This window comes from Desulfovermiculus halophilus DSM 18834 (genome assembly GCF_000620765.1).
In the GTDB taxonomy this organism is placed as follows: domain Bacteria; phylum Desulfobacterota; class Desulfovibrionia; order Desulfovibrionales; family Desulfothermaceae; genus Desulfovermiculus; species Desulfovermiculus halophilus.
Genome location: NZ_JIAK01000021.1, coordinates 15967 through 38239 on the forward strand (window position 1 = coordinate 15967; position 22273 = coordinate 38239).

Consider the following 22273-nt stretch of genomic DNA (forward strand, 5'->3'; position numbering starts at 1 on the left):
AACCACAGGAGGAAGTGCGTATGTCAGGATTTCAGAAAGGATGCGCTTGTGCGGTGCTGGTTGTACTCATGGCGGTGCTGGGTCTTGCTTCAACAGCCTCAGCCGAGACCAGGGCCTTTCAGGCCAGCTTGACCCCGGACATCGCCGTCCATGACCGGGGTACGATGATCGAGGGGCTGAGCCTGCAGATTTGGGGCGAAAACCCCCAGAAGGCCCTTTCCCTGGGAATTGTCAGCGGGAGCACTGGGCAAAGCTCGGGCTTCAGCTGGAGTCTGCTGGCCAACTATGCGGACAGCTACAAAGGCGTGCACTGGGCCTTCGTCAACTATACAAAACAGGACTTTCTGGGCTGGCAGAGCGGAGCGATCAACTACACAGACCAGCGGCTTAAGGGCGTGCAGACCGGATTCGTCAATTATGCCCGCAACTTCAAAGGGGTTCAGCTTGGACTGATCAACTTTGCAGAGACCGCTGATTCCGGCCTGCAGCTCGGGCTGGGGAATATAATCAGCGAAAACAGATGGTTTAAGGAATTTCCCAATGCTGTGGCTCCGGGCATGGTCTTTGTCAACTGGCGGTTCTAGACCCGGGTCCGGCTCTGTACAAAAAGATGGTTCTTCGACGTAGCCTGTGGATTTTGGGAGTTTGCCATCTCTTCTGTGAGCCCACTTTCGGCCCGGTATTTTCTAAGCCCCGCCAAAGGGGGATCCCTGCCCCCTCCCGGCTACTCACGTGCAGTTCATTACTTTCTGTTTGAGTGAGCTTATCATACACGTGAGTGCCGGGTGGCGGGACCAAGAAAATGTGCGGGCCTGCCGCTTACGGCACATAGAAGAGACGGCAAACTCTTATGTATGCAATTCCACTTTCTGTGTCGAAGAGCCAAAAAGATTGCGGGGTTGAGGTTCCAGGCCGGCAGCTCGTTCTTTCAGCCTGCTGAGAGATTGAGCTGCCGGCCTGGCCGCAGGGGCGCCCTTAGTCCTCATCCCGGTCAATCCGCCCCCGCAGGGCCTTGATCCGCCGGCGGTGCTTCTTGTGCTCCAATCGGCGCTTATTGGCCGCTTTTGGAGGCCGGGTCGGACGGCGGGGCCTGGGCCTGTCCGCAGCCCGGCGGATAAGTTCCGTGAGCCGGCGCAGGGCCTCCCGCCGGTTGCCTTCCTGGGTCCTGGCGGTCTGGGCCTTGATCACCAGTACCCCTTCCTTGGTTATCTTCTTCCCTCCCACCCGCAGCAGAGCCTCCTTGATTTCCTCCGGGAGGGAAGAGTTCTGCACATTCAGCCGCAACTGCACAGCGGTAGCCACCGCATTCACATTCTGCCCTCCTGGTCCGCTGGAGCGCACCGCGCTCATTTCCAGCTCAGACAGGGGCAGGGTGAGGTTCGGGGCGATGTGCAGCGCGCCGGATTGCATACTCACCCCTCTTCACCGAGCTCCAGCCTGCCCTCGGCAATAGCTGCCAGCCGCTCCTGATCAAGGATCTGCAACTCTTTCTTGGTGAATCTGCCTATGATCCCCTGTTTGCGCAAAGTGCGCACGGAGCGGGCTATTGTGGTCTGATGCACCCCGAGCATATTGGCCACATCGGTCTGGCTCAGCCCGAAATGCTGCCTGTTCTGAGCCATGGAGAGCAGGACCTGGCAAAGCCTCCTGGGAGTACTGCAGAGTATTCCTTCAGTGGCATGGGAAAACAGGGATGTTGACTTTATGGCCATGGACTGCAGGAGGTTGCTGATCAAATGAGGATAAGCGGAAATAAACTCCTGATCGGTGAGCAAAGAGACCGGGAAGCGCCAGGCCTCCACCGGCTCAATGCACTGAAACCCCACCCCGGGGGTCACTTGTGATTTCAGGGACGGGATTTCGTTGAACAGGCTGTCCTGCCCGATAATGAGCACAACCCGCTCCTGTCCGTCCAGGGAGGTATAGGCCAGGCGCACGGTTCCCTGGGTCAAAAAATACAATCCCTCACCCGGAATGCCGGGCTGGACGTGACCCGCCGGAAATGTGCACCGGGTCCCCAGGTGAAGGACTTCCCTCCAGACCCGGTTTGCCCCCTGATGCCGGATAATCGGCGGTCCGCAGGATCTGCTGGCATTGTGCATTTGCGAACGTGGCCTCATTGCGTTCCGGGCCGGCACGTCCCGCCTTTACCCTGCCGTACACTGCTCTCCTTGCTGCTCGAGGTCTTATGATAAACATTTCACAAATTTTTTTCAATTTTATAGCTGGTGCTAATGTTTTTCGTTTCGGGCTGTCATAGGCTGTGAAAAAATGAACAAGGCATGCTGATCAGTTTGCAGGTCACGGGCGTCCGATCTTAAGAGCAATGCATAACCGGCACAGAAGGGGGATCCTGATCAAAAAAATACCGTTGTTTGAAAAAAAGATGTATCGTGTAGGACCAGGATTACAAACCCGCATGCCCTGAAGGGCACGCTTGCGCTAACGAAACATACAAACGATTTCGATACTGATTGGGAGTGGTTACCCAATCAGATTCTGATAGCTATTAACTAATAACTCATAACAGTTTTTCATACAAAAGAGCATAAGATGGAGAGTGAATAATGATATGGAAAGTATGGCCTGCAGCCCTTTTGTGTGTAGCCATTGCTGTTGCTTTGAGCAGTAATGCCCTTGCCGCTGATCAGAAAGACAGTACTTCCAGTATTCCCAGGCCTGCTGCCGGAGTCAGCGTGTACTATGCATCAGGTGGATTTACTGTTCCGGCGGGAAAGTTTATCGGCGCCTTGAACTACAGGTATGCTGATCAGGATGAATGGTATGAGCACACATCCAGTCTCAGCGGAGATGATTCAAAGAAGGTGGGGCACTTGAACTGCATCAAGTTCAGATACGGGATTGCCGAGGACTGGGATGTGCGGACGGCGACTCCGTATGTACATACCGAAGTGGATTTGGAGAACCGTGATGATTTTACCGTGGAAGGGATTGGAGACACCTTGATCCAGCTGCGGCACAGGTTCGTGTCTCAAAGGGACGGGGCTCCGGTGGATGTGTCCTGGGACCTTGGGTTTCAGGCTCCCACAGGAGAGACAGGGGACAGGGATCCCGGAACCGGGGCCTGGGGCGGGCTCATCGGTGGAGGGGTGACCTATCTGTCCGGGCGGCACCGCTTGGAAGCGGATATGAGCTACGTGATGTTCACTGAGGGAGACGATGACCTGACCAAGGGGGACAGGACCAGGGTCAACGGCCATTACGCCTATGCAGTGACCAACAGGCTGGATCTGGGTCTGGAGTGCAACTTTGAGTGGACCCAGGAGGACGACATCGACGGCACCGATCAGGGCAATGACCAGAAAGCCCTGTATATCGGACCGAAGTTCAACACCAAGTGGAAGGAGTACGGGCTCATTTTTGGCGGGGCCGTGCTGGGGGCTGCCTATCGGGAATGTGAACGCGAGTCCCTGACAGAAGAATGGAGAGTTGAAGCCAAGCTGATCAAGTCATTCTAGATCGGGATCAACCGGCGTACATTCTTCACAGAAGAAACAAGGGGAATGCCTCGATGTCAAAAAATACACAGACGACAATAAAGTGGGCGGCAAGCATCATTGCACCCCTGCTTTTGCTGCTTATCCCGGTGGATGAATCGTTTACCCCGGAAATACGCAACTTCTTCATCAGCACCCTGTTCGTCATCCTCCTGTGGGCCATGGAGCTGATGCCCTTTGTGATCCCGGCCCTGATGCTGCCCATCTTCTATATTGTCATCGGCATCGCGCCCGCGCACATAGCGTTTGCCTCCTGGGGACATTATATCCCCTGGATGCTGCTGGCCGGGATGATATTGACCAATATCTTCGAAGAAGTGGGGCTTTTAAAGCGCATCAGCTACTGGTGCATATTGCGGGCCGGAGGACACTTCAACGGCCTGCTCTACGGCCTTATGTTTTCCGGGGTGATCGTGGCCCTGATCCTTCCGGACATTGCCTCCAGGACAGTGCTGTTCGTGGCCATTGCCTACGGCATCTGCCGGGCCCTGGAGCTGGAGCCGTATTCCAAATCAGCCACAGCAGTCATGCTCGTGGGGGTGATGACTGCGCTGACTCCGGGCTACATCTTTTACACCTCTGCGGCCCAGACCCTTATTGCCTGGGACATGGCGGCCAAGAGCGGGTTTGAGATCACCTGGATCAACTACCTGCTGTACAACGGTCTGCCCACCCTTATCTGGTGCTTTCTGACCGTGGCCATCATCCAGGTCATGTTCCGCTCCAACGAGGTGGACGCGGTCCAGTGCAGGGAATGTTTCGAAGGGGAGTACCGCAAGCTGGGCAAGCTGAGCCGAAATGAGAAGAAGCTGACCGTGGTGGCCATCGCCCTCTGCCTGTTCGCCGCCTTGGAGAGCTTTCACGGCATTGCCGTGGGCTGGGGCTTTGTGGCTGCTGCATTTGTCTGCTACCTGCCGGGCATAAGCCTGGGCAAGGAGCATTCCACCCAGACGGTCAATTACGGACTGATCATCTTTGTCGCGTCCTGCATGGCCATCGGTGCGGTCTCCAATCATCTTGGGGCCGAAAAATTTGTGGCCAACATGCTGCAGCCCTACCTGAGCGGCAGTCAGATGCATCTGATGAGCGCCTCCTGGCTGATGGCAATTATCTTGAACTTTGTAATGACCGCCGCTGGCGGCGGTGGCTTCCCTTTCCGGTCCTTTGGCCGGGATCGTGGAGCAGACCCAGGCGGCTGTTGTCCCGGTCCTCTATGCCTGGAACCAGGGACTGGAGCAGATCATACTGCCGTATGAGTATGCCCTTGGGATTCCAGGGAATCGAACATCATCGCCATCATCTCCAAGGAAACCGGGGAGATCGTCTGGAAGCTCGGACCGTACTACGACCAAAACGAGAAGCTGAAGAAGCTGGGCTGGATCATCGGTCTGCATCACGCGCACATGATCCCCAGGGGGCTGCCCGGAGAGGGGAACATCCTGATGTTCGACAACGGCGGATGGGCAGGCTACGGGCTGCCCAACCCCATGTCCCCCAAAGGGATCAAGAACGCCTGGCGGGACTACTCCCGGGTCCTGGAAATCGATCCCACCACTTTGGATATCGTCTGGCAGTACACGCCCAAAGAAGCCGGTCTGGTCATGCCCCATGACGCGAACAGGTTCTACAGCCCGTTCATCAGCGGCCAGCAGCGCCTGCCCAACGGGAATACCCTGATCACAGAAGGCTCAGGCGGACGGCTGATCGAGGTCACTCCGGATCATGAGATCGTTTGGGAATACATCAGCCCGCACTGGGGGGGTGCCTTGAAGATGAACATGGTCTACCGGGCCTACAGGGTTCCCTATGACTGGGTTCCGCAGCTGGACAAGCCTGCGGAGGCTGCTGTGGAAAGGCTGGATGTGACCCAGTTCAGGGTGCCCAATGCCGCCGGCCCTGGATGCGAGGACGCGGTGGAGGTTCCGGGCACCAAGCCCTTTCAGGCCGATGGCGCCTTGTGCGTGGCTGAAGACGACGAGATCGTGGAATAAAATGAAGCGGAGGATTCGCAGTGGGAGACCAGAAGACGTTTGACGACCTTATTTTCTTGGACGACAGAGGATATCACAGCGAACACACCTGGGCCAAGATAGACGGGGATACCGTGCTGGTCGGGATCAGCGATTTCGCCCAGGACAGCCTGGGGGAGATCATCTTCATCGATCTGCCGGAGGCCGGCAGCACCTTTGATCAGGGCGAGGAGTTCGGGTTGGCCGAATCGGCCAAAGTGGCCTCCCCTCTGTATATGCCGGTGGCTGGAGAGGTGGTCGCCGCCAATGAACAGCTGGAAGACGATCCGACAATTGTAAACCAGGATCCCTATGAGCAGGGATGGATGGTCCGGGTGAAGGCACAGGATACGGCTCAGGTCCAGTCCCTGATGTCCGCCGGAGAGTATAAGCAGATGGTCAAGGATGCATAGTGCTGTGTCATGAGAACTCCCACGCTCTGCGTGGGAGTTCTAGAAGAAGAAACACCCCCCTTGGATTCCCCCCTCAAGGGGGGACTAAGTTCGGACAATATCGGGCCGCACCCGCGGTTTGATTATGGACGCGGAGGGTCCGGTCTGATTCCCACGCAGAGCGTGGGAACTATAAGAAATAGGGCTCTTCGACACAGGAAGTGGAATAGCATACAGAAGAGATGGCAAACTCCAAAAATCCACAGGCTACGTCGAAGAACCAGAAAAAGGAGGAGCACAATGAGCAATCAGGTCTATTCAGCAACCGGCTGTGCCCGGTGCAAGATCTTGAAGAACTTTCTGTCCAGTCAGGGCATCTTGTTTGAGGAATACGACATGAAGGCTGAGGGCAAGCAGCAGTTCCAGGCCTTTTACAGGAACAACCGAAAACATATCTACCGGGATGATCATGGAGTGGCCTTTCCCATCTATACTGACGGGGAGGCCATCAAACAGGGGATCACCGCTACTCTGGGGTATGCCCTGGGCGGCAGCAAGCTGGACGGCTTTTTTACCGTGGGCAGTCTGACCAAGCAGTGGGTGGACGGCATCCATGTATCCGGCGGCGACGGTCAGCACGCCGAGGCCTTTCTGGAGGTCCTGCGCTACCTGAAAAAGAACAATCTCAAGCTGCAGGTGGATACCGACGGGCGAAACAGCGAACTCTTGCAGCAGGTTTTGGACCAGAAATTGGCCGATGCCCTGGTGGTCAACGTCCTGGGGCCGGCGGATATGTACGGCCAGATCCTGGGGCAGGATGTCACACCCGAGGACATCAAGCACAGCATCGCCCTGGCGGCCAAAGTTCCTGAATCCAAGTTCCAGACCCCGGTCATGCCCTTCATCCGGGATGGGCAGGCGGACTATGTGTCCCCGGAGGAAGTGGCCGGGGCAGCCAAGCTGGTGGCGGAGCAGACCGGGAGCAAAAAGAACGCCTATGTCATAAAGCCCGTTGATCCCAAGACCATGACCAATGAAGAGCTGAAAAAGCTCGAGCCTTTGGCCAAGCCCCAGATGTTCAAGTACAGAACAGCCGCCAGGCCGCATCAGGTCATGGCCGAGATTGCGATGGATGGCTAAGGGAAGCAAGATATCCATGCAGAGTCTGATGAAGATCCTCGGCCTGCGGATTGCGGTCAGCGCCGGATATCTCATGCTTGTCGCCTATCCGTACTGGAATGCGGTGGGCCTGTATTCATAGGATGTTCGGACCTTGACTGGACCGACAGTTTTTTCAAATATGTAACCACAACCCACATACACTGATGCAAAAAAATGGTGGCGGCTATGACTCTCCGTAAGCCTGATTGGCTGAAGATCAAATTTTCCGACCCCGGCCGGCTGACCGAGATCAAGGGCATGCTCCGGCGGCTGTCTCTGAATACCGTATGCGAGGAGGCGGCCTGTCCGAACATGATGGAGTGCTTCGGCCGCAAGACGGCCACCTTCATGATTCTGGGCCGAAACTGCACCCGGAACTGCAGGTTCTGCAATATACACGGCGGGACCCCGGATCCTGTGGACGAGCAGGAGCCGGAGCATGTGGCCGAGGCCGCGGCTGAGCTGGGGCTGAAGCATGTGGTGGTCACCTCGGTGACCAGGGACGACCTGGCCGACGGCGGGGCGGGGCACTTTGCCCGGGTCATCGAAGCGCTTGCCCCCATGCAGGTGACAGTCGAGGTCTTGATCCCCGATTTCCAGGGGGACAGAGAGGCCCTGGCCCGGGTGGTTCAGGCCGGTCCGCATATCGTCAATCACAATGTGGAGACCGTACCCCGCCTGTATCCACAGGTCCGGCCCCAGGCGAAGTACGAGCGATCCTTGCAGCTTCTTGCCGAGGTCAAGTCGTTAAGCTCCGGGGTATACACCAAGTCCGGGTTCATGCTTGGGCTGGGAGAAACAGAGGATGAAGTAATTGCAGTCCTTGATGACCTGCGTTCCGTGGACTGCGATGTGCTGACCATCGGGCAGTATCTGGCCCCGTCGAAAGAGCACTATCCGGTGGCCGAGTACGTCCATCCGGATGTGTTCAGTAAGTATCAGGATTTGGCCCATGATATGGGGTTTGTGCATGCCGTGGCCGGCCCGCTGGTCCGCAGTTCCTATCATGCGGATGAGTTCGCGATATCAGAGGACTGAAGACTGAAGACAGAGGTCAGAGGTCAGAGATCAGAGGTCGGAGGCCAGAGACCAGAGATCAGAGGTCAGAGATCAGAGATCAGAGATCAGAGATCAGAAGTCAGTCCCGCTGCTGGCGACGGCCGTCAGTTTGATCCAGAATGAAATGCACCAAACTGGCAACTACTATTGTTCCCACGCTCTGCGTGTGAGCTCGTCATGACCGCTTCAGCGGTTTCTGTTCTGGAGGACGCCGAGCGTTAGATCAAGTTCCTACGCCGGGCGGGGGAACGATAAGAACAGAGCTCAACGGGGATAAAGGAGAAAGAAATGACCCAGAAAATAACCATTATCGGCGGTGGGCCGGGCGGATATACAGCTGCCTTTGAGGCAGCCAAGGGCGGGGCGGAGGTCACCTTGATCGAGGCGGCTCAAATGGGCGGGACCTGCCTGAACTGGGGATGCATTCCCACCAAGACCTTCAAGTCTTCGGCCGAGGCCCTGGAAACCGTGCATCGGCTCAAGGAGTTCGGCCTGTCCGGAGAATGCAGCGCGGCAGCGGACATGCCGGCCGTTGTGGCCAGGAAGGACAAGGTCGCCGGTACCCTACGCGGGGGGCTGGAAAAGACCTGCTCCAAGCTGAAGGTCAACCTGATGTATGGAAAGGCGAAGGTGGTCAGTGCCAACCTGGTCCGGGTGCACACCAGTGAGGGCGAGGAGCAGGAGATAACCGGAGACAAGGTGATCATCGCCACCGGCTCCAGGAACCTGAATCTTCCCTCCCTGCCCGTGGACCATAAGAAAATCATTTCCAGCGATGATGCCCTGGAGCTGGATCATGTTCCTGAACGCCTGCTGGTGGTCGGAGGCGGAGTCATCGGCAGCGAGCTGGCCTGCATCTTTCAGTCCTTTGGCTCCAAGGTGACCATTGTCGAAGGCCTGGACCGCATTCTGCCCCTGCCGTCCATTGACCGAGAGATAAGCAAGCTCATGCAGCGGGAGCTGAAGAAGCGGAAGATCTCCTGCGAGGTGTGCCGGACCGCGGTCAAGGCCGAGTACACGGACAGCGGAGTAGCCGTGACCCTGGGCCCGTCTCCGTTCCTGGATCAGGTCCCTGCGGCGGCGGAGAAGGAAAAGGTGGTTGAGGCCGACGCGGTTCTGGTTTCAGTGGGCCGGGTGCCGAATACCGAAGGGCTGGGCCTGGCCGAGGCAGGAGTGGAGACCGATGCCAAAGGCTGGATCATTGCCGACGAATACTGCCGGACTTCGCAGCCCGGAATCTACGCTATCGGTGATGTTTTGGGGCCGAGCAAGGTCATGCTGGCCCATGCGGCGGTCATGGAAGGGCTGGTTGCGGCCAGAAACTGTTTGGGACGAAACGAGGTTATGACCTACGACGTCATGCCTTCAGCCGTGTTCACCTCCCCGGAGGTGGCCAGCGTGGGGATGACAGAAGAACAGGCCGCGGAGCAGGGCTGGAACGTCCGTTGTGTCCAGAGTCAGTTCCGGGAGCTGGGCAAGGCCCAGGCCATGGGCGAGATCTCCGGGGTGTTCAAGCTGGTGGTGGATGCGGACAGCGGCAAGCTCCTGGGCGCCCATCTGGCCGGAGCCCATGTTTCGGACATTATCGCCGAGCCCACCCTGGCTCTGAGGCTTGGTGCGGCCGGCAAAGACATCGCCAGGACCATACACGCCCATCCCACCCTGGCCGAGGGGCTTTTTGAGGCCGCCCATATGCTGTAGGGGGCCGGAAATGACAAGACTCCCCAGGGATGGCCATGGGGAGTCTTGTCATTCATCATCTGTCGCAATGCAAGAAACACCCCCCAGCCCCCCCTCAAGGGGGGACGAAGAAGAGGGAGCGACAGATTAAGGTTGATTATTCACCAGTGTTTTTTTGGATCCTCAGAGTTTGCCGTCTTTTTTGTGTGCCGTAAGCGGCAGGCCCGCACATTTTCTTGGTCCCGCCACCCGGCACTCACGTGTATGATACGCTCACTCAAAAAGAAAGCAGTGACCTGCACGTGAGTAGCCGGGAGGGGGCAGGGATCCCCCCTTTGGCGGGGCTTAGAAAATACCGGGCCGAAAGTGGGCACACAGAAGAGATGGCGAACGCCAAAAATCCACAGGCTACATCGAAGAACCAAATGGAATTATGGACATAAGAGTTTGCCGACTATTCTGTGCGCCCGGTTTTGACTCGATTACTGGGCCGAGGTCCCGAGCTTGTCCTTGAGTGCGGCTATCTGCTCCTGGAGGGACTGGAGCATGGACTTCAGCTCCTGCTGGCCCTGCTCGCTCATTTCCTGTCCTCCTGTCTTGAGCTCTTCCATCTTTGACTTCAGCTTGTCCTGCTGCTCCTGCAGGCTCTGCAACCCGGCCTGAACCTGGGTCTGCGTGGCGTTTTGAGCCCTATCGGACAGGTCCTGGATCTGGGACTCCAGATCATCGTACTGTTGTTGTGCATTTTGCAAAAATTGGCTTCCAGCCTCCTGGGCGGCGTCGGAAACAGCCTTGGCCGCCTCCTTGCTCTCTTCAACGGCTTCAGCGCTTTTCTCTTGAACACTCGTGTCTTGCGCGGTTTCTTCGCTGTCCTGGCCACAGGCAAAGATGCAAAGACTTGCAAACAAAATGACTGCCATAAGTACATACCTTCGGATCATATCCGCCTCCTGGTTTAAAGGTGACAATCCAGCAAGTCTGGATTGTGGACACACTATACGTCTTGAGCGTGGTTTTGTATACGGGCCGGAGTGCACCGGATTACGCACAACAGCCCCATGGCCCGGCTGCAATCCGCACCTTGGATACTTTATGCAGGATCAAGGCCAAAATGTCCACTCCCGCCATCCCGAGAGCAGGGGAAAGTAGAGACCGAGCTTGATCTGTCTGTGCTCTGCAGCCTGCAGCAACCGGGCATAGGTCTCCAAGCTGGACTGGTAGCGGGCTCTCTCCCGGTCAAGAAAACCGTCGACATCCGTCCCCTCGTGCCGGCTGGTCTTGTAGTCGATGATCCAGCGCACGTCCTGTTCATCCACAAAGGTCCGGTCCATGACCACGGAGATAACCCGGTCCTGGTCCATGCCGCTTACGGCGTACTCGTTTCTGGCCTCCTGGTGTGCGGAAACAATCCAGCGCCCGACTGCATCGCGTATGGTATTTTCCAGGGCGCTCTGGACCAGATCTGTTCCGCTATGAATGTCCGGCTCCCTGACCCCCAGTTCGGCCAACTGACGGGCAAAGACCGGACGCAGAGCGCGTATTCGGTCCTGATTCCATCTCTGCAGGCCTTGGGCGGCCAGCATCACCAGCCATCCATGCACGCAGGTGCCCACGCAACGAACCGTCTCCCCGGCCCAGTCAAAGACAATGTCCTCGGTTGCCGGTTCTTTCTCCGGGATGGATTTCGGGCTCAGGCCTGGAGGAAACCCGGGCGGTTCCCATTCCCGGGTCAGTCTGTGCAGGATCTGGGGCGAACCGGCTGCCTCCGGCTCTGACCGTCCGGCATGATCAGAACCGTTTTCCGAGATCCTCTGCGCGACCTCTGCAAACTCTTCCCGGACCGCCGGCCACAGAGCCGCCAGCAGAGAGCCGGAGGACGGGGGGCGGAGTCCTTTTTCGCCTATTGTTGTATGCCCGAGCAGGTGAAGCCGCTTTTTGGCCCTGGTGGCAGCCACGTACAACAGGCGTCCGTCTTCGTGTCTGCCCTTGTTCTGGATCAGATGCTGGATATAGGCATAAATGGGATCTTTCTCCTCTCCGGTCCCGGTTCTGGGAGCCAGGAGAAGATCACTTTCAGCGCCCGGCCCGGCGCGCTCCAGCCAGGCCAGGAGCTGCTGCTCGTCCGGCCGGGGGGCACGCCCCAAGCCGGGCACAATGACGGTATCGAACTCCAGGCCCTTGGCCTTGTGCACGGTCATGACCTGCAGGCCGGGGTCGGCTTTGGGGTCAGCCGGGGAGAAGAGCTTGTCCACGGCCGCATCCAGTTCATCGATCACTGTGTGCGGAGCAGGATCAAAACGCTCCTGCAGAAGGGTGAAGAAGGTCTCCGCGTCCTGGCTGTCCCGGGCAAAACGCATGCAGTCCGGGCCGCCAAGGGCCTGCCAGCAGGCTTCCACCTGCCGCCGGATGCCGGTCCGGTCCCGGTGAAGGACCGCCTGACGCAGGATAGGCAGGACCCGGTGCAGGCGGATTTGGGCTCCTTGACTGAGCCTGGAGACTGTCTCCTGGTCCTGCAGGCCGGCGTAGACGGCTTTCCTGCCCTGGGCAGGGCTGAGCAGAGCCAGGTCGGCAAGCTCCAGTCCGCACCACGGGGCCCGGAGTACGGCCAGCCAGGCCAGGTTGTGTCCGGGGTGGCGCAGGGCCTTGGTCAGGGCGCAGAGATCCGCAATCACCGGTCGCTGGCTCAAGGGATCGATGTCCTGGGCCTGATAGGAGAGTCCGGCCCGGTTCAAGGCCGGAATGATGGCCTGCAGATGGGGCCGGCTGCGAACCAGGATGGCCGTGGTTTCCTCCGGCGCTTTTTGTCTGGACTCCTGGACCAGGGACAGGACGGTTTCCGCCTCAGGCCCATACCCGGCATCGAAAAATGGATGGATGTGCACGGCCGGGGTGTCTTCCGGGGGCAGAAATGCCTGGGAGGGGGAGTAGGGCACGCTTCCGGTCAGGGGATCTTCGGTTTGGGGCAGGACATGGGGAAAGGCCTGGTTCACCCAGTCCACAATCCCGGACCGGGAGCGAAAATTCACGGACAGGGTCAGGGGAGTAAGGGGGATGTCGCCCAGGCCCTGCTGCCTGGCCTGGAGAAAGAGGCCGACCTCGGCCTCCCGGAAGCCGTAGATGGACTGCATGGGGTCGCCCACGGCAAAAAAGGTTCTCCCGTCCCCCGGAGTCCACCCAGCGGTCAGGGAGTGGAGCAGGCGAACCTGGGAGATGCTGGTGTCCTGAAATTCGTCTATGAGCAGATGCTGGATGCGGTTGTCCAGGCTCAGGGCCAGGTCGGTGGGCTCCTGGGGTGAGCCGAGGGCCTGTCTGGCCCGGGAGGTTATTTCGGCAAAGTCCACCTCCCCGTGGTCCTGAAAAACAAGATGCAGATGGGCCACGGCCAGACGCAGGACATCGAACAGGGCTTCCAGCACCGCCCACTGCTCCGGGGTATACTCCGGAGGGGGCAAGGTGAGGACCTCGGCCAGCCTGGCTTCCATGCCCGGCTTGGCAGCCAGGGCCTGCATGCAGGCGGAAAACTCGTCCTTCATCTCCTGGAGCAGGGCCTTGGCTTGCGGATCTTTGCTCCCGCTGGGAGGGGGAAAGCCCAGGTTCTTGTTCGCCTGCCTGCGGATGGATCCGCTTCCGGTCAGGCAGAACCGGGCCAGCCCTTGCCACAGGGGAAGGTTGCTGCTGTCTGCTTCCGGAAGAGACTCCAGGCCGGCGCACAGGGCAAGTCCGGGCAGCCTGTCCGGGTCAGGAAGGCGGGGGAGGGCAAAGCGAACCAGGCGGGGAAGGCTTTTTTCGGCCTGGGGGGGAAGGGCTGAAAGGACCGCGGCCAGGGACTGCTGAACTGCCCGGTCCAGGGCGGATTCCAGATGGGGCCGCTGCACCCGTCTGTCTTCAGGGTCGGCCAGGTGACGCAGCCACTGTTCCCGCTGGGGGAGCATCTCGGAGATCAGGCGGGCGGTCTTGTGCACATCGTTGTCCAGGTGAGCCAAAAGGGTGCGCACAGCAGGAGCCCAGGGCGATTGGCCGTTGAGCTCAGCCACTGTGGCCCGGGCCGCCTGCAGGTAGAGCTGGTCCGGGATGTCGCTGATTCTGCTTTGGCCGCCCAGTCTGGACAGGACAGGCATGCGGGAAACCAGCCCGGCGCACAGGGAGTCGATGGTCTGAATCCGCAGCCGGGCCGGAAAAGAGGGCAGCTCCCAGCCAAGGACGTCGCTTTGGGCCAAAACCTGGGCGGCCAGATCCAGGGTGGTCCGCTCGTGGTCAGCCTGGGGCTGCTCCCCGGCAGCCGCCCGGTGCAGGGCGGTGGTGATGCGGGCCCGCATCTCTGCGGCCGCTTTGCGGGTGAAAGTGATGGCAATGACCTCTTCCGGGGTCTTCACCGTGGCCAGAAGGGCCAGGGTGCGCTGGGTCAAGAGCTCGGTCTTGCCCGATCCGGCCGGGGCCTGGACGATGAAGGACCGCCGGGGGTCCAGGGCCGCGGTTCGCTGTGCGGCGTCCGCTGTCTCTGAGGGCATGATGCAGCTTACCTGTTGGGGGTTTCGTGCAGGTCAAAGATTCGGCACAAGGGGTGCAGATCGCACCGGGTGCAGGTCTGCCGGGTGCTTGGTTCTGCCCGGGCGTGTCCGCGCAGTACTTCTGCGGCCAGATCCTCCAGCCGGGTCTTCCAGTGGTCGAGGAGCCCGGTCCAGGAAGTGAACTCCCGAAGGGAGGCATGCTGGTCAAAGGCTTTGCATCCGGGGACAATATCCGCTTCTTCCCCCAGCCCTACAAAGCAGGATTCGCCCTTGCGCACAACCCCGAAATAGACTCCGGCAACGGGATCAGGACAAAACAGGCTGTACAGGGGCACCTGGGGCTCCACCGGCCGGTCCTGAAACCATTCGCTCATGGTGTGCCGGCCGGTCTTGTAGTCGATGACCACCAGCTTGCCGTTATCCAAACGGTCGATGCGGTCGGCCGCCACATTCAGCTGCAGGCCGCCGATGGAAACATCCAGGCGCTTCTCCAGGGAGTGGACCTGAAACGGACTGCGCCTGCGTTCCAGGTCCAGCCATTCGGCAAGCAGATCCATAAGCCGCCTGCGTTCCAGAACGGCATATTCCTTGCTTAGGCTCAGGGGCCGTTTGCCGCGCATTTCGCGTACCGCCCGGTCAACGGCTGAACCAATCAGCTCTGTGCAGGCATTCTGGTCCAGGGTCAGCAGAAAGGCTTGATCCGGGCATTGGGCCCAGAGCTTTTCCAGGGCGAGATGGACAATGCTGCCCCGTTCCACCGGTCCAAGCCCCGGGGTTGGCTGGTCCAGAGCCTCGGCCTGCAGGCGGTGGCGGGCAAATCCCTGGAAGGGGCAGGCGGCCTGGGAGCGCAGGAGGCCGGATCCGCCGGGTGCCCGGTATGGAGGGGGCAGGGGCGGTCCGGATTCGTCGCTGAATGTCTCCACAAGAAGGGTCTGGTCCCGGTCCTCCCAGGGACTGCACAGCGTCTCCGGCTCGCAATGCTCGAGCCGCACGGGCAGGTCCCGCAGCAGGGGGCTGGGCAGAAGCTCCCGGTCTTCTTCGCGCTCGGGGCAGCTCAGAACCACGTCCGGTGAGCTGTGGGTCAGGCGGTCCAGGACGTTGCGGGCGTAGTCCAGCTCGCGCTCCGGGCTGGATCGGGGCATACCGAGATCCCGCTGCACAGAGGCGGGCAGAAAAGGATTCGGTTCCGGAGCCGGAGGCCAGATCTGGTCGGTCAGCCCCATGATCCACAGGTGGTCGAAGTGTTCGCCGACCGCCTCCAAAATGCCCATAATTCGAACCCTGGCTTCCGGACCTTCGGGCTGGAAGACTGTCTGGCTTGCAATGTGCTCCAGGCGGGCAATGGCCTGATTCAGGGAGATGCGGGGCAGGACCGGATCCAGCCCGGCCAGGCGCCGGAGGCAGGAATGAAAGGCCTGAACCGTCTGGTACTCCCGGCTGTCCAGGCTCTGCTCCCCGGGCCAGCCCATGCTGTGCACAAGGCGGTCAATGTCCTGGGCCCAGGCACTCGGGGGCTGGGATGCGGGCAGCTCGCGCCATGTTTCCTGAAAGCTCTCCAGGGCCCGGGCCAGGAGGGGACAGGGGGTGAGCCCGCGCATTTGCGGTTCTCTGGCCTGCCTCAGAAAGGGGGACCAGCGGACCTCTGTCTCACCCATGCTGCGCAGTGCGGCTTCATATTCCGCCCGCAGTCCGGTCTCTGCAGCTCCCCCTGAGATGAAGGAGGAGGTGAGGACGGCGCTTGCTGTGCTCAAGGGCAGAGGATCCCGGGTCAGGTTCAGGATATTCAGGGCGGCCTGGACCAAGGGATAGGCGCTGAGCGGCCGGCCGAGAGAGAGATCGTAGCTCCGCTGCCGGGGCGGGGCTGGATCGACTGCGGCGTCCGGATGGAGGACGGCATCGAAGCTGAGCTCTACCCGGTCTCTGATCTGGGAAAGGTCGGGAACAATGATGCCTATCCTCTGCGCCGGATCGGTCAGGAGGTGTGAGCGGGCCCAGTTCGCGGCGGATTGAATCTCCTGTCTGCGGTCGGGCAGGGAGAAGGCGGAAATTTCGGATTCCCGGGAACTGAATTGGAGTTGATACAGGGCACAGGCCTGGTCCTGGAGGACCGCAGCCAGATGTTTCTGGATGGGGCTGACCTGCTCAAATCCAGCCAGGATTATGCTCTGCGGAGCGGGGAGGATGCCGGAGTCCAGGAGCTGGGCTACGTGCGCCGGCTGTCTGGCAGCTTCCAGCCATCCCCGGGTGTCCACCTGGGTGCGGAATGCCCGGCTCCACTCCAGGAAGGCCTCGTGATCCGGGGAGGTCCAGAGCAGAGGGTCGTCATGCTTCTCCATGTCCCAGTGCTGATATAAAACCCAGGCCTGGGCAACTTGACCGGCGGTATGGCTCAGATGCAAAAGCCCTTTGGCCTGTTGTGAACCCCGGATGACGGTTTCCCACAGGGCCAGTTCCTGGTCCTGGCTCAGGGGCAGGGGATGCTCCCCGTCCGGATGCAGGTAGGTGGCCCGGTGGAGGCAACGGGTGAGCCAGGCGTTCCAGGGCAGGACATCCGGGGTTTCCCACACCGTCTCCCCCTGGTTCTGGGTCCGGGAGTGATAGCGGTGCAGGATGCTTCGGCTCAGCCTGCGATTGACGGTGATCAGGGTGGCTCCCCGGGCTAGGGCGGGCAAGAGCTCGGTTTCCGGGATGGGGACGAAGTCGTGCATGACCGGAGTGTACACCCTGGGACCCGCTGATTTCAAGGAACCCTTGCGGCCCGGCTTTCTCCTGGAAATGGGTGTGCCGGGGCGGCCATGACCTCTCTTGCCCGCCATGGCCGTGTTGCGTACAGTGATACGCTCTTTGCCCCTTGGGCCAGGGCATGAATCTTGAGGTTCTTCGACGTAGCCTGGGGATTTTTTGAGTTTGCGAACTCTTATGTGGTAAATTCCACTTCCCGTGTCGAAGAGTCAAGGTTGATAGGCGGATTTGAAACCCCACAGGCAAGATCACCCCTTAGTTTTCTTTGGTCGCTGACATGACTCAACTGCAAAAAGTCGAAGACTGGGGTTAAACGCACAAGTTAAAATTTACAACTATTTGATTTCACTTAAAACTTTCAACTTGAAACTTAACACTGCCTGCAAAAACATATGTTTTTGCAGGCGCATCTGACATGGGAACTCTGGAAATACTCACCCTGGCCCTGGCCCTGGCAATGGACGCCTTTGCCGTGTCTCTGGGGGTCGGGGCCAAGGCCGGAAACATCGGGTTTCGGCAGGGATTCCGTCTGGCATGGCATTTCGGGCTGTTTCAGGCCGGGATGCCGGTTGTGGGCTGGATGGCCGGAAGCACGGTCCGGGAGCACATATCGGCCTTTGATCACTGGATAGCGTTTGGGCTCCTGGTCTGCATTGGGCTGAAGATGATAAAGGAGGCCTTTGAACCGGAGGAGCCGAGGTCCCAAAAGGACCCGACCAAGGGGCTTTCGCTGATAGCCCTGTCTGTGGCCACCAGCATTGATGCCATGGCAGCGGGGTTTTCTTTCTCAGTGCTGGGCATTTCCATTTGGCTTCCTATTGTGATTATAGGAATAGTTGCAGCCGGAATGACATTTCTTGGTTTGTATTTAGGATCTAAAACGTTGCAAATTATGAGGCTAGAGATATTCGCAGAGCTTATAGGCGGGGTTGTTCTTATTATTATTGGGGTAAATGTTCTCATTGTGCATGGAGTATTCACTTAAATAATTTGCATATAAGAGTAAATAATAAGGGATGAAATCCTTAATTTGCTTGCATAAAATCAATATAGACATATAAACTAAAACAATATGATTGCTTATTTAGTGCTTCATAAAGCAGATCGTTTGCTGGCTCTAAATGCAAAAAGAGATGGGACAGCCCTTTTTGCGCGCAAAGGCCTGGTGATGGCCGGGAAAGACTTGACTCCAGCGTGTCATGCATGACATTTTGAGTGCGGGGTACAGGACAATGTTGAATCGGGAACGTCAGGAGCAGTACGGCCCCGGCTGAATCCAGAGACCAAATCGATGAACAAAGAAAAAAAACAAGCTATTCAGCACATTGTGACCTCGATACGGCAGCTGGTGAGTTCAATACATCACAACTCATCCATGCTTAAGAAGTATTACGGTTTAACCGGCCCTCAAAGCGAAGCCCTGCGCATCCTGGAAGACGACGGCCCGTTGTCTTCGGCGTCATTGAGCCGGAAGCTGTATGTAACTCCTTCCAATGTTACCGGAATTATTGATCGTCTGGAAAAAAAGGGACTGGTGGAGCGCATCCGGAAACCCAAAGACAGACGAGTCAGCCTGATATCCCTTACCGACAAGGGGCGGACCCTGTATCAATCCCTGCCCGCTTCTATTGAGGGCAAGCTTATTTCCGGTCTGCACGATATGGATGTGGAGCAGGTGACCAAGCTGCATCAGGAAATATCCAAGGTCCTTGATATCCTGGATGCAGACAAGTACGAGCCGAAAGTTCTGGGCGACAGTGTGGATATGCGGGTGAATGCTGAGGAACAGACCAGGGTGTGAGATTCTTGCCCTCGATTTGATCCGCCGCCTTTTGGCTCTTGGACACAGAAAGTGGAATTGCATACAGAAGAGATGGGAAACCTTAAAAAAACCATAGGCTACGTCGAAGAACCCGCCTTTTTTCCTGCGTCCCCCCGAAGGGACAGCGCTGTCTCTTCGGGGGGACGCAGACTGATTGCAGACCTGCCGTGGGCTGGTAATCCGCCAACGTACTGCTGGGGTTATTTTTCCGGCCGGCGACCTGAGAACCAGCCCCACTTCATGTCCCCGTCCTGACAGCATTCCAGCTTGAGCTTCCAGCGGGAGCGGAGATAGGCGTAGTCGTCTTCAGAAAACTCCGCGATGAACTCCTCCTTGCGCGAATCGAGCCTGTGCAGCTGATCCTGGAGAATGGAGATCAACAGGTCGGTCTTGTCCTGAATCTGGACCTGTTCAAAGCCCGCCTGCCGGATATGATCCCCATAGCGTTCCAGCTGGAGGAGGGGATACCCGGACTCTTGAATATAGCTTTCGAACTGGTCGCAGCCCTGACCCGGCTTGCGGGCATAGTCGGTGATCATGACCTTCCCCCCGGGTGCCAGCCAGCGATAGAACTTCTGGAACAGAGCGTCCTTGTCCGGAACATGGAGCAGGGTCTCCCGGCTCCAGATGACGTCGAACGCGCCTTCACCCCAGTCCATCTGATGGATGTCGCCCTGAAGAAAGGAGACGTCCGGGATGTCTTTGGCCTGCAGCCGCTGGTTGGCTATGTCCACAATCTGCTGGGTCAGATCCACGCCGGTGACCCTGGCTTTGTATTCCGTGGCCATCAGAAAGGCAGGACCGCCCAGTCCGCTGCCCACGTCCAGAACCCGGATGCCGGGCTGCCAGTTCATTTCCTCTATGATCTGCCGGGTGACCTGCGGTTCGCCGTAGCCAAGGAACCCGGGCCCGAAAATCCATTCGTAGCGGTAGATGCCGGTTGTGGAATACTGCTTGTCGTTGGCCATGACAACACTCCTTGTTTGGATGTACAATGTATGAATGCAGCCTGAGCTGCCGTATAGTGTTCTTTCAGGGGACCTGCGGGTTTTTTGATCAGCTCATGCAGCGACCTTTACCCACAACGGATTGGTGAAGGCCCGGTTTCCGCATTTGTCGGAGACAACCAGGGCGCACCAGGTGTCGTGCTCAGGCTGTATAGAGAAGCAGATCTGCCGAAACTGTTCGGTTCCGTTCAGGCTTATGTGCTGCGCAGTTCTGCCTTCACTTATGAGCTGGACTTCGGTCAGCCTGTGCACCGCTGCCAGGGCATAGTTCAGCCTGAGTTCCTCGCCCGGCCTGATGCTTACCTCCTGGCCAAAAGGGATCTCCGGAAAGACCAGGGGCCCGTAGGTGGCGAAGGCATGTCCGGATTTAAGTGCCGATATATAGGCGTCTGTGGTCAGGGGCGGGTTCAGGTGCACGTACATGCGGACAGCGCCGCTGGTGTCCTGCCACACGCTGTGGGTGTCGGTCCCGGCGGTGAGGTAGACCGGCCTGTTCTGATTCCACAGCTCCCAGGCCTGGTGCACGGTTTGATCCACCGGATACTGGTAATTGATCTCTATGAGGTCGAAGGTATCCACATATCCCCCGGGAGCCACGCCGTGCTCCAGGCTTCGGAAGTATCCGTACGTGCTGTATGGATGATTGACGACCACCACCTCGGCACCCAGCTCGCGGGCATGACTGAAGATATCTGCGGCCGTGCTCGTTCCCGGGCTCAGCCCCAATGTTACCTCCGGGCCCACAGGATAGATGTTGAAATGGCCCCAGGCCGGGGAGATCTCCATGGCCGGGATGAACGGGACCCGGCGCTCGGCCGCGAGCTCGGCCATGATCCCGTTTTTCTCCGTGGAGTCGTGGTCGCTGAGCAGGGCGACATCCAGGCCGCAGGCCAGCTGGGAACGGAGAACGAACTCCGGGGAGGTTACCCCGTCCAGGACATCTCCGTGATGGTGCATGTCTGCACCAAACCACCCCTGTTCAGCCGGCCGGACCTGGAGGTCAAGGCAGACATCCAGCCGGCGGCCGTCGTCCGCCTCCAGGCGCAGCTGCACTTCCCGGGGCAGACAGAGAAAATCGCCCCCGTGGGAGACGGCAAACAGGTAGTCACCGGGAGGAACGGTCAGGTCGGCCTGCCCCTTGGCCTTTAGGTCAGTAAAGCAGCGGTTTTGACCCAGAAAACCTATGGCCGGGGTTGGTCCGCGCAGGATATCGATCCTGGCGTCCAAAGGGCGCTGATCCCTGCCGTCCGTAACCCGGAAGGCGATCCTGGCCGGAGCCTGCAGTCCGGAGAAGTCCTGCTCCGTTGTTTGCCTGGCGTGGATGCGGACGGTTTCCGCAGGGCTTTGACTGTAATGCCGGGCCGTGGCCTGGACCGCATACTCTCCCGGAGGCAGGAAGAGCTCGTAGCTTCCGTGTTTTCCCTGGGCCCAAGTCAGGGTATGCCCGTCTTTTTCCACAATTACATAGGGTTCGGCCACCGCCTGTCCGGACTGGTCATAGACCCGGCCCTGGAGGGTGCCCCAATCGGATCCCCGCTTGTCCAGCTCGAAGCGCAGGATCTCGGAGATATTGCTGTGGGCGCAGACCTGAATCCAGGCCTGCACGGTTCTGGTCTGGCCGGGGGCCAGGCTGAGCCGTCCGAACATGTCCTGACCGAAATGGTCGATATACTCCAGATACGGTGCGTGCAGGGCAATGGACCAGTGCTGATCGTAGCCGATAAAGCTCCAGGTCAAAGCGCCTTGGGTCCAGCCCTCCTTGATCCCGTTCAGCCCGGGCGGAGTCAGCATATGCCCGCATTTCATGTACAGGGTATACCCGGGGAGGATGTCCAGTGACTGGTCCGAGGCATTGGTCATGCTGGTACACACCTCGATCACGTTGTCTCCCCGGGCCAGGGTGTAGTCAGTGACCAGCTGGACCTGCCCCCAGTCACGCTCCACGCGGACGAGTCCCTTCTCCGGCCCTTCCTCCACAGCCTGGACCCGATGGTAGGTATTGGGCCAGCTGCACCAGTTGTCGGGCAGGAAGTCAAAGATGTTTATCAGGTCCTGAACGGGCTGGCCGTCGATGGTGGGCGAAATATCCAGAATTCCGCCGGGCGGCATGCCCCACGGCGGGGTGGTCCGGGTGGCGAAGGTGCAGATCACCCGGTCGTTCATCAGGGTCAGATCCCCTGAACTTGCGGAATCTCCTTCAGGGACGTCGATGTCCCTGGTGGTGACGCGTACCTGGTCTGCTGCTGTATTCATGGGCATAGTGGTCATTTGTATCACGGCAGGAATGCACAAGGTGCCAGGTATCTGTTCCAGACCCACAGTATCCTTGATCCGGGTCTGAGAACAGATGCCTGGCACCTCATCGCATATGCGTT

General features: G+C 58.9%; 16 protein-coding genes and 1 pseudogene. 10 read left to right on the forward strand and 7 right to left on the reverse strand.

From position 1 onward, the window contains the following. The first annotated feature begins 20 nt into the window (after positions 1-20). The gene (locus tag N902_RS0110550) at positions 21-584 is read left to right on the forward strand and encodes an LA_2272 family surface repeat-containing protein (protein WP_208596312.1); all 564 of its coding nucleotides are present in this window, start codon (positions 21-23) and stop codon (positions 582-584) included. 391 nt (positions 585-975) lie between these two features. On the opposite strand, the gene arfB is transcribed toward N902_RS0110550, so the two are convergent. Both arfB and N902_RS0110560 read right to left on the reverse strand, forming a co-directional pair. Then, positions 976-1410: an alternative ribosome rescue aminoacyl-tRNA hydrolase ArfB gene (gene arfB, locus N902_RS0110555; protein WP_027370908.1), complete on the reverse strand. Its 435-nt coding sequence runs from the start codon at positions 1408-1410 to the stop codon at positions 976-978. A 2-nt stretch (positions 1411-1412) separates the two neighbouring features. Next, on the reverse strand, positions 1413-2102 hold the full coding sequence (locus tag N902_RS0110560; protein ID WP_027370909.1) for a Crp/Fnr family transcriptional regulator: 690 nt from the start codon (positions 2100-2102) through the stop codon (positions 1413-1415). Between the two features lie 465 nt (positions 2103-2567). On the opposite strand from N902_RS0110560, the gene N902_RS0110565 reads away from it, so the two are divergent. The 7 genes and pseudogenes from N902_RS0110565 (at position 2568) to lpdA (ending at position 9840) form a co-directional block, all read left to right on the forward strand. Next, on the forward strand, positions 2568-3479 hold the full coding sequence (locus tag N902_RS0110565; protein ID WP_027370910.1) for a transporter: 912 nt from the start codon (positions 2568-2570) through the stop codon (positions 3477-3479). Positions 3480-3532: 53 nt separating this feature from the next. Then, on the forward strand, positions 3533-4774 hold the full coding sequence (locus tag N902_RS0110570; RefSeq protein ID WP_027370911.1) for an SLC13 family permease: 1242 nt from the start codon (positions 3533-3535) through the stop codon (positions 4772-4774). A gap of 12 nt (positions 4775-4786) precedes the next feature. After that, a pseudogene (locus N902_RS17450) lies at positions 4787-5509 on the forward strand (aryl-sulfate sulfotransferase); the annotation flags it as partial. Between the two features lie 20 nt (positions 5510-5529). Further along, the gene (gene gcvH, locus N902_RS0110580) at positions 5530-5940 is read left to right on the forward strand and encodes a glycine cleavage system protein GcvH (RefSeq protein ID WP_051564512.1); all 411 of its coding nucleotides are present in this window, start codon (positions 5530-5532) and stop codon (positions 5938-5940) included. A gap of 279 nt (positions 5941-6219) precedes the next feature. Next, positions 6220-7059 carry a thioredoxin domain-containing protein gene (locus N902_RS0110585; protein WP_027370913.1) on the forward strand — a complete coding sequence of 280 codons (840 nt, stop codon included), beginning with the start codon at positions 6220-6222 and terminating at the stop codon, positions 7057-7059. Positions 7060-7266: 207 nt separating this feature from the next. Beyond that, positions 7267-8118 carry a lipoyl synthase gene (lipA, locus tag N902_RS0110595; RefSeq protein ID WP_027370914.1) on the forward strand — a complete coding sequence of 284 codons (852 nt, stop codon included), beginning with the start codon at positions 7267-7269 and terminating at the stop codon, positions 8116-8118. 309 nt (positions 8119-8427) lie between these two features. Beyond that, the gene (lpdA, locus tag N902_RS0110600; RefSeq protein WP_027370915.1) at positions 8428-9840 is read left to right on the forward strand and encodes a dihydrolipoyl dehydrogenase; all 1413 of its coding nucleotides are present in this window, start codon (positions 8428-8430) and stop codon (positions 9838-9840) included. Between the two features lie 461 nt (positions 9841-10301). On the opposite strand, the gene N902_RS0110605 is transcribed toward lpdA, so the two are convergent. From N902_RS0110605 to N902_RS0110615, 3 genes are all read right to left on the reverse strand, one after another. Next, a complete protein-coding gene (locus N902_RS0110605) occupies positions 10302-10760 on the reverse strand; it encodes a hypothetical protein (protein WP_027370916.1) in 459 nt (152 codons plus the stop codon). A gap of 159 nt (positions 10761-10919) precedes the next feature. Next, positions 10920-14327 carry a UvrD-helicase domain-containing protein gene (locus N902_RS0110610; protein ID WP_034622531.1) on the reverse strand — a complete coding sequence of 1136 codons (3408 nt, stop codon included), beginning with the start codon at positions 14325-14327 and terminating at the stop codon, positions 10920-10922. A gap of 8 nt (positions 14328-14335) precedes the next feature. After that, positions 14336-17071, reverse strand: coding sequence for a PD-(D/E)XK nuclease family protein (locus N902_RS0110615; protein ID WP_161635174.1), 2736 nt, complete (start codon positions 17069-17071; stop codon positions 14336-14338). A gap of 413 nt (positions 17072-17484) precedes the next feature. On the opposite strand from N902_RS0110615, the gene N902_RS0110625 reads away from it, so the two are divergent. Beyond that, positions 17485-18054: a manganese efflux pump MntP gene (locus tag N902_RS0110625; protein WP_027370919.1), complete on the forward strand. Its 570-nt coding sequence runs from the start codon at positions 17485-17487 to the stop codon at positions 18052-18054. Between the two features lie 306 nt (positions 18055-18360). Then, complete coding sequence (locus N902_RS0110630) at positions 18361-18870, forward strand: MarR family winged helix-turn-helix transcriptional regulator (RefSeq protein ID WP_027370920.1); 510 nt, start codon at positions 18361-18363, stop codon at positions 18868-18870. A gap of 221 nt (positions 18871-19091) precedes the next feature. Here N902_RS0110630 and N902_RS0110635 read toward each other — a convergent pair whose 3' ends face one another. After that, positions 19092-19859 (reverse strand): methyltransferase domain-containing protein, encoded by a 768-nt coding sequence (locus tag N902_RS0110635; RefSeq protein ID WP_027370921.1) that lies wholly within the window; start codon positions 19857-19859, stop codon positions 19092-19094. A 93-nt stretch (positions 19860-19952) separates the two neighbouring features. Then, positions 19953-22151: a CehA/McbA family metallohydrolase gene (locus N902_RS17455; RefSeq protein ID WP_161635175.1), complete on the reverse strand. Its 2199-nt coding sequence runs from the start codon at positions 22149-22151 to the stop codon at positions 19953-19955. Between the last annotated feature and the right edge of the window lie 122 nt (positions 22152-22273).

What these genes read in the sequence shown, in the direction of transcription:
- N902_RS0110550 (WP_208596312.1), top strand. Translation starts at nt 21, where the DNA reads ATGTCAGGATTTCAGAAAGGATGCGCTTGTGCGGTGCTGGTTGTACTC.
- N902_RS0110605 (WP_027370916.1), bottom strand. Translation starts at nt 10,760, where the DNA reads ATGATCCGAAGGTATGTACTTATGGCAGTCATTTTGTTTGCAAGTCTT.
- N902_RS17455 (WP_161635175.1), bottom strand. Translation starts at nt 22,151, where the DNA reads ATGAATACAGCAGCAGACCAGGTACGCGTCACCACCAGGGACATCGAC.
- N902_RS0110610 (WP_034622531.1), bottom strand. Translation starts at nt 14,327, where the DNA reads ATGCCCTCAGAGACAGCGGACGCCGCACAGCGAACCGCGGCCCTGGAC.
- arfB (WP_027370908.1), bottom strand. Translation starts at nt 1,410, where the DNA reads ATGCAATCCGGCGCGCTGCACATCGCCCCGAACCTCACCCTGCCCCTG.
- N902_RS0110625 (WP_027370919.1), top strand. Translation starts at nt 17,485, where the DNA reads ATGGGAACTCTGGAAATACTCACCCTGGCCCTGGCCCTGGCAATGGAC.
- N902_RS0110630 (WP_027370920.1), top strand. Translation starts at nt 18,361, where the DNA reads ATGAACAAAGAAAAAAAACAAGCTATTCAGCACATTGTGACCTCGATA.
- N902_RS0110570 (WP_027370911.1), top strand. Translation starts at nt 3,533, where the DNA reads ATGTCAAAAAATACACAGACGACAATAAAGTGGGCGGCAAGCATCATT.
- N902_RS0110565 (WP_027370910.1), top strand. Translation starts at nt 2,568, where the DNA reads ATGATATGGAAAGTATGGCCTGCAGCCCTTTTGTGTGTAGCCATTGCT.
- N902_RS0110635 (WP_027370921.1), bottom strand. Translation starts at nt 19,859, where the DNA reads ATGGCCAACGACAAGCAGTATTCCACAACCGGCATCTACCGCTACGAA.
- N902_RS0110585 (WP_027370913.1), top strand. Translation starts at nt 6,220, where the DNA reads ATGAGCAATCAGGTCTATTCAGCAACCGGCTGTGCCCGGTGCAAGATC.
- N902_RS0110560 (WP_027370909.1), bottom strand. Translation starts at nt 2,102, where the DNA reads ATGCACAATGCCAGCAGATCCTGCGGACCGCCGATTATCCGGCATCAG.
- lipA (WP_027370914.1), top strand. Translation starts at nt 7,267, where the DNA reads ATGACTCTCCGTAAGCCTGATTGGCTGAAGATCAAATTTTCCGACCCC.
- lpdA (WP_027370915.1), top strand. Translation starts at nt 8,428, where the DNA reads ATGACCCAGAAAATAACCATTATCGGCGGTGGGCCGGGCGGATATACA.